Genomic DNA, 6,193 nt, shown 5'->3' with positions numbered 1-6,193 from the left:
CTGCCATGGCCGCTCAGATCCTCAACGGATTTTGCAGAACCTCCCGCACACTACCGCGTTGCCGGGAGGGGCACTGGGCGCGAATGTGGCCATATCCTTCGTTACCCCGGCCTTTTGCCGGGGTTCAGGGCCACAAGCGGACCGCCCGCGGCTCTGGATGCCGGGACGAGCCCGGCATGACGGGGGAGCAACTACTCCACCCAATCCAACCCGATATCCCGATAAACCCCCCGATCCTCGTCCCAACCCGGCTTCACCTTCACGTGCAGATACAGATGTACCGGCCGCCCCATGATCCCCGACAGTGCCGCCCGCGCGCGCGCGCCGATTTCCTTGATCCGGACGCCGCCCTTGCCGAGCACGATCGCGCGCTGCGTCGGGCGTTCGACCAGGATCTGCTGATGGATCTCGACCGACCCGTCCTCGCGTTCCCTGTATTGCTCCGTCTCAACCGCGCTTGCATAGGGCAGCTCGGAATGCAGCTGCAGGTACAATTGCTCCCGCGTGACTTCCGCGGCCAGCGATCGTTCGGTCGCGTCGGACACCTGGTCTTCGGGATAATGCCACGGTCCCTCTGGCATCGCCGCCGCCAGCGCGGCCTTCAGTTCGGGCACCCCGTCCCCCGTCGCGGCACTCACGAACCATGTTTCGTTGAAAGAAATCAATGCGTTGAGCCGCTCGGTATGCAACAGCAATTTCGCCTTGTCCGCCAGATCGACCTTGTTCAGCACGAGATGGATCGGCTCGCTGCGTCCGACCAGCGCTTCGGCGATGTCGGTCACCTTCCTGCCCAGCCCGCCCTTCGCATCGACGACCAGCAGGATGATGTCCGACCCCTCCGCCCCGCTCCAGGCGGCCGCGATCATCGCGCGGTCGAAACGGCGCTTGGGTTCGAAGATACCCGGCGTATCGACGAGCAGGATTTGCGTGTCCCCTTCGATCGCGACCCCCATCAACTTGGTCCGCGTCGTCTGCGCCTTTGGGCTGACGATCGCGACCTTCTGTCCGACCAGCATGTTGACGAGCGTGGACTTACCCGCATTGGGCGCCCCGACGACTGCGACGAGACCGCAGGATTTGGTCATGTCTTCATTCCTTCAGGTGCCGTCAGCCGCATCAGCAACGCCGCCGCCGCCGCCGTCTCCGCCTCGTGCTTGTTCGCGCCCTCCGCGCTCGCCTCGCCCGCCTTGCCGACCGATACGGTGACGGTGAAGCGCGGGGCGTGATGCGGGCCGGCGCGGGCGGCGACGGTGTATTCCGGGGGGCGGCGCTGGTTGGCGGCGGCCCATTCCTGGAGCGCCGACTTGGGATGTTGCGGCGCGCGGGCGTCACGGCGTGGGCGGTCGCCCCACAAGCGGCGCACCAGGACGCGCGCGGCGTCGAGCCCCGCCTCCCGGTAGAACGCGCCGATCAGCGCCTCCATCACGTCGCCAAGCACATTGTCGCTGTCCGACGCGCCGTCGTCGCGCGCCTGCTTGCCCAGCCGGAGATGATCGCGCACCGCGAGCCCGCGCGCGACGTCGGCGCAGACCGCCCCCGTCACCAGCGCGTTCAGCCGCTTCGACAATTGCCCCTCGGGCTCGGCCGGATACAGCTCGAACAGCCACTCCGCCATCACCAGCCCGAGTACACGGTCGCCAAGGAATTCGAGCCGCTCATAGGTCGCGGTCGCATGGCTGCCATGCGTCAGCGCGCGCTCATATTCGCCGAGGTCGCCCGGTGCCTGCCCCAGGACGCCGGTCAGCCAACCGACGAGATCGCTCAAAAGCCCTCCCCGATCCGCCGCCAGCGTGCGGCAGTGAACCAGGTCCAGGGCTTGATCCACCAGGCCGTGCCGTCGGTCGAGAAGAAGGACACCACAGCACGCCCCTCCAGCCGGTCCATCGGGATCAGCCCCATCCCCATCGGCGGCGCGAAGCGACTGTCCGCGCTGTCGTCCCGGTTGTCGCCCATCAGGAACACGGTGTCGGGCGCGACGGTGTAGACGCCGGTATCGTCGCGGTCGGCATAATAGCCGCGGTCGAGCACATCGTAGCTCTTGCCGTCCGGAAGCGTCTCGCGGAACCGCTGATAGCGACAGATCGGCACGCCGCCTGCATTATCCCGAAACTGTGCATCACAGGTATAGTTGGGCGTGATCGGGATCGTGAAGTCGGGCAGGCGCACCTTGGACACCGCCTTGCCGTCCAGCCACAGCACGCCGTGCTTCATCTGCACGGTATCGCCGGGCAGGCCGATCACCCGCTTGATGACGGCGACCTCGTCGCCCTTGGGTCCTTCGAACACCACCACGTCGCCGCGCGCCGGCGTGTGCGGCAGGATGCGGCCGGGGATCAGCGGCGCGCCCCAGGGCAGCGACCAGCGCGAATAGCCGTAATTCCATTTCGATACGAACAGATAGTCGCCGACATACAGCCGCGGCAGCATCGACTCGCTCGGGATGCTGAACGCCGACAGCACGAAGCTGCGGAAGATCGCGACGATGACGATCAGCTTCACGAGGAAGATCAACGTCTCGACGGTTTCGGAACGGGCGGGTTTCGGCTTTGCCATGGCGCGGGGTTCGCGTACCGCCACGCCCACGTCAAGCACGGGCGTCGAGTACGGATCGATTGATCGCGCCGGACGTATCAGGTGCACCCTGCCATTATCGACACGGAGTGACCGATGCCCGCCGACTGGTCCGCCATCGAGGCCCTGCCCTCGCCCAAGCTCACCGACCTGTTCGCCCAGGACGACGGCCGTCTGGCCAAGTTCAGCCTGGATGTCGCAGGTATCCATTTCGACTGGTCGAAGACGCACCTGACCGCCGACGCGCTGACCGCGTTCGAGGCGCTGGCCAGGCAGATGGACCTGGCGGCCAAGCGCGAGGCGATGTTCGCGGGCAAGCACGTCAATACGACCGAGGATCGCCCGGTCGGGCACACCGCCGAACGCGGCGAAGGCAATGAGGAAAGCGTCGCCCGCGCCGCGCAGTACCACGCCCGCATGCGCACCCTGATCGACGCGATCGAGGCGGATGCGCTGGGGCCGATCCGCTACGTCCTGCATGTCGGCATCGGCGGCTCCGCGCTGGGGCCGCATCTGCTGGTCGACGCGCTGGGCCGCGATTTCGATCGGTACGAGGTCGCGATCGTCTCCAACGTCGATGGCATGGCGCTGGAGGATGTGTTCGAGAAGTTCGATCCGGCGACGACGTTGCTGGTCATCGCATCGAAGACCTTCACCACGACGGAAACATTGCTGAACGCCAATTCGGTGATCCAGTGGATGACCGCGAACGGCGTCGAGGATCCCTATGGCAAGGCGATCGCGCTGACCGCGTCGCCCGACAAGGCGGTCGAATGGGGCATCGACGAAACGCGCATCCTGCCGTTTTCCGAAGGCGTTGGCGGCCGCTATTCGCTGTGGTCGTCGATTGGCTTCCCCGCCGCGCTGGCGCTGGGCTGGGACTGTTTCCAGGAACTGCTCGACGGTGCGGCCGAGATGGACCGTCATTTCCGCCTGACCGCGCTCGGCGAGAATGCGCCCGCGCTCGCCGCCTTCGCCGACCTCTATTACACGCAGGTCCGCCATGCCGAGACGCGTGCGCCCTTCGCCTATGACGAGCGGCTGCGGCTGCTGCCGAGCTATCTCCAGCAGCTGGAGATGGAATCGAACGGCAAGGGCGTGACCAAGGAAGGCAAGCCCGTCGGCCGCCCGACCGCGGCGATCACCTGGGGCGGGGTCGGCACCGAGGCGCAGCATGCGGTGTTCCAGCTCCTGCACCAGGGCACGCATCTGGTGCCGGTCGAATTCCTCGCGGTGATTGAGGCGGGCGACATGCTGGACGCCGACCATCACCGACAATTGCTGCTGAACGCCTTCGCGCAAGGGGCGGCGCTGATGAAGGGCAAGCAGGTGGACGACCCCGCGCGCAGCTATTCGGGCGACCGGCCGTCCTCGACCCTGCTGCTCGACACGCTCGATCCGCGGACGCTGGGCGCGCTGATCGCGTTCTACGAGCACCGGGTGTTCGTCAACGGTGTGCTGCTCGACATCAATTCCTTCGACCAGTTCGGCGTCGAGCTGGGCAAGGAAATGGCGAAGGAAGCGGCCAAGGGCGGCGGCGATTTCGATCCGTCGACGACGGACCTGATCAAGCGGGCGGGGCTGGATTGATCGCGGGATAATCGGGGGCGGTGGAACTTTGGGGGAAGCATGCCGATGCTGCTTCCCCCCGCCGCGATCGCCGAAGCTCCGACCTCGGTGGCGGGGATGAAGCGGCACCGCCGCGTGCTGATCCTCGCCGCACCGGCCGCGACCGATCCGTCGTTCACGGAGCAAAGGCGCGCATTGGCATCGTGGCGCAAGGAGGGCGAGGACCGCGACGTGACGATCGTCGAGGTCGTCGGTGACCGCGCATCCGGCGCGACCGACGCGGCAGCCGCGTTGCGGCAACGATGGGCCCTCCGGCGCGACCATTTCACCGCGATCCTCATCGGCAAGGACGGGCACGAGGCGTTCCGCACCGACAAACCGTTCGCCGCGGACGGCCTTACCCGGACGATCGACGCGATGCCGATGCGGCGTGCAGGACAGCGCTGAAGGTAAAGTATCATGGAAATCATCACGCGATATGGAGAACGGTGATGAGGGTTAGCTTGGACATCGATGAGCAGCTGTGGAAGGATGCTATGGAAGCTACAGGCTGCAAAACGAAACGAGCTACCGTCGATGTCGCGCTGAGACGGATGCTCGCCGCACGGCGAGCAGAGGTGGCTTGGAAAGAACGCTGCGCTCAAACAACAGCCGTCGCCGATGGCGATGTTCCAAACGCGTCGGAGATTTGAATGCCCGAATACGACTACGACCTCTTCGTCATCGGTGCCGGGTCCGGGGGCACGCGCGCCGCGCGGGTGGCCGCCGCGCACGGGGCGAAGGTGGCGGTGGCGGAGGAATACCGGGTCGGCGGGACCTGCGTCATCCGCGGCTGCGTGCCCAAGAAGCTGCTCGTCTACGGCGCGCATTTCGCCGAGGACCTGAAGGATGCCGGCCGCTTCGGCTGGAACGTGCCCGCGCAATGCGACTTCGACTGGCAGGTGCTGCGCGACAACGTCATGGAGGAGGTCGACCGGATCAACCAGGCCTACACGCAGACGCTGGAGACCGCGGGCGCGCACATCATCCATGCGCGCGCGACCGTCATCGGGCCAAATAGCGTCCAGCTGTCCACCGGCGAGATGAAGACCGTCAGGACCATCCTGATCGCGGTCGGCGCGCATCCGCAGGTGCCGTCCTGCCCGGGACACGAACATGGCATCACCTCGAACGAGGCGTTCCACCTGGGCGCGATCCCCAAGCGCATCCTGATCGCGGGCGCGGGCTATATCGCCAACGAATTCGCGGGCATCTTCCACCAGTTCGGCGCGCACGTGACGCTCATCAACCGGACCAAGGACATATTGCGCGGCTACGACCTGTCGATCCGCGACCGGCTGCTCCAGATCTCGCTGATGAAGGGGCTGGAGTTCAAGTTCGACGCCGGTTTCGAGGGGATCGAGAAGACCGCGGACGGCTGCTTCACGGTGTCGCTGGCCGGGCATGATCCGGTGACGGTCGATCTGGTGATGTTCGCGACCGGCCGCATTCCCAATACCAGGGGACTGGGTCTCGACAGCGCGGGGGTGACACTGAACGACAAGGGCGCGGTCGTGGTGGACGCGGACAACAAGTCGACCTGCGACAGCATCTACGCGGTCGGCGACGTCACCGATCGCATCCAGCTGACCCCCATCGCCATTCGGGAAGGCCAGGCGTTCGCGGAGAATATGTACGGCAGCGGCAATGTCCGCATCGATTACGAGAACGTCCCCTCCGCGGTCTTCAGCCACCCGCCGCTCGCGGGCGTCGGCATGACCGAGGCACAGGCGCGGCAGAAGCTGGGATCGGTGAAGGTCTATTCCTCCGACTTCCGCCCGATGAAGAACGTGCTGGCCAACCGCGACGAGCGCGCGCTGTACAAGATGGTGTGCGACGGCGAGACCGACCGCGTGGTCGGCATCCACATGATCGGCCCCGACGTGCCCGAGATCATCCAGGCGGCGGCGGTGGCGGTGAAGGCGGGGCTGACCAAGGCGCAGTTCGACGCGACGGTGGCGCTGCATCCGACGATGGCGGAGGAGCTGGTGCTGTTGCGCTGAGGCTGTGCGGG

7 protein-coding genes are annotated in these 6,193 nt (G+C 66.3%); 4 read left to right on the top strand and 3 right to left on the bottom strand.

What is annotated here, in order from left to right; translation table 11 throughout:
- Positions 1–191 precede the first annotated feature (191 nt).
- Genes era through lepB form a run of 3 tightly spaced genes read right to left on the bottom strand, consistent with a single transcriptional unit; the run spans position 192 to position 2,553 of the window.
- The gene (gene era, locus ACFE7D_RS02990; RefSeq protein ID WP_375393944.1) at positions 192–1,085 is read right to left on the bottom strand and encodes a GTPase Era; all 894 of its coding nucleotides are present in this window, start codon (positions 1,083–1,085) and stop codon (positions 192–194) included.
- Entirely contained in the window at positions 1,082–1,765 is a 684-nt protein-coding gene (gene rnc, locus ACFE7D_RS02985) for a ribonuclease III (protein WP_375393943.1), read from the bottom strand. Before rnc ends, era begins: the two co-directional genes overlap by 4 nt.
- The gene (lepB, locus tag ACFE7D_RS02980; RefSeq protein ID WP_375393942.1) at positions 1,762–2,553 is read right to left on the bottom strand and encodes a signal peptidase I; all 792 of its coding nucleotides are present in this window, start codon (positions 2,551–2,553) and stop codon (positions 1,762–1,764) included. The genes rnc and lepB overlap by 4 nt, the downstream gene beginning before the upstream one ends.
- A 114-nt stretch (positions 2,554–2,667) precedes the next feature.
- On the opposite strand from lepB, the gene pgi reads away from it, so the two are divergent.
- The 4 genes from pgi to gorA are packed head-to-tail and all read left to right on the top strand — an operon-like array spanning position 2,668 to position 6,182.
- Complete coding sequence (gene pgi / locus ACFE7D_RS02975) at positions 2,668–4,161, top strand: glucose-6-phosphate isomerase (RefSeq protein WP_375393941.1); 1,494 nt, start codon at positions 2,668–2,670, stop codon at positions 4,159–4,161.
- 45 nt (positions 4,162–4,206) lie between these two features.
- Entirely contained in the window at positions 4,207–4,587 is a 381-nt protein-coding gene (locus ACFE7D_RS02970) for a DUF4174 domain-containing protein (protein WP_375393940.1), read from the top strand.
- Positions 4,588–4,631: 44 nt separating this feature from the next.
- Entirely contained in the window at positions 4,632–4,832 is a 201-nt protein-coding gene (locus ACFE7D_RS02965; RefSeq protein WP_375393939.1) for a type II toxin-antitoxin system VapB family antitoxin, read from the top strand.
- Positions 4,833–6,182, top strand: a complete 1,350-nt coding sequence (gorA, locus tag ACFE7D_RS02960) for a glutathione-disulfide reductase (protein ID WP_375393938.1) — start codon at positions 4,833–4,835, stop codon at positions 6,180–6,182. It abuts the gene before it with no gap.
- The last annotated feature ends 11 nt before the right edge of the window (positions 6,183–6,193 follow it).

Origin of the sequence: uncultured Sphingomonas sp. (assembly GCF_964244235.1) — a bacterium.
Taxonomy (GTDB): Bacteria; Pseudomonadota; Alphaproteobacteria; order Sphingomonadales; family Sphingomonadaceae; genus Sphingomonas.
This window is presented reverse-complemented; position numbering and strand designations above follow the sequence as displayed.